Raw genomic sequence first — 330 nt, 5'->3', positions numbered from 1 at the left:
GAAGTCTGGTGGACCTGAAGCTGGTGCTCGTCACAGAAGCCAGTTAGGGTAAAACAGGTAACTGGGGCTAAGTCGTAACAAGGTAGCCGTACCGGAAGGTGCGGCTGGATCACCTCCTTTCTGGAGCAATCCGACTCGTGAGCTTACTTCAGCTGCTCACCTCTTTGTCTTTCCTTCTTTCATCTGCATCAGACAATCGGTCTGGTACACGTTCTTTGACGTAACGGCTAGCAAACACAGAGAAAAAGCCTCATCATCTACGGATGGTGAAGCATCACAACGAGCAAACGATAGATCCATGATTACTCTGGATCGACCGTTACTTACGGA

General features: G+C 49.4%; 1 rRNA gene. It reads left to right on the top strand.

Annotation, left to right across the window (positions count from 1 at the left end):
* Nucleotides 1-120: ribosomal RNA gene (locus EJV47_RS27745) — 16S ribosomal RNA — on the top strand; the annotation flags it as partial.
* Nucleotides 121-330: the final 210 nt, after the last annotated feature.

The organism is Hymenobacter gummosus (assembly GCF_003970915.1).
GTDB lineage: Bacteria > Bacteroidota > Bacteroidia > Cytophagales > Hymenobacteraceae > Solirubrum > Solirubrum gummosum.
The sequence above is the reverse complement of the archived record's forward strand: the minus strand, read 5'-3'. Positions and strand labels throughout refer to the sequence as shown.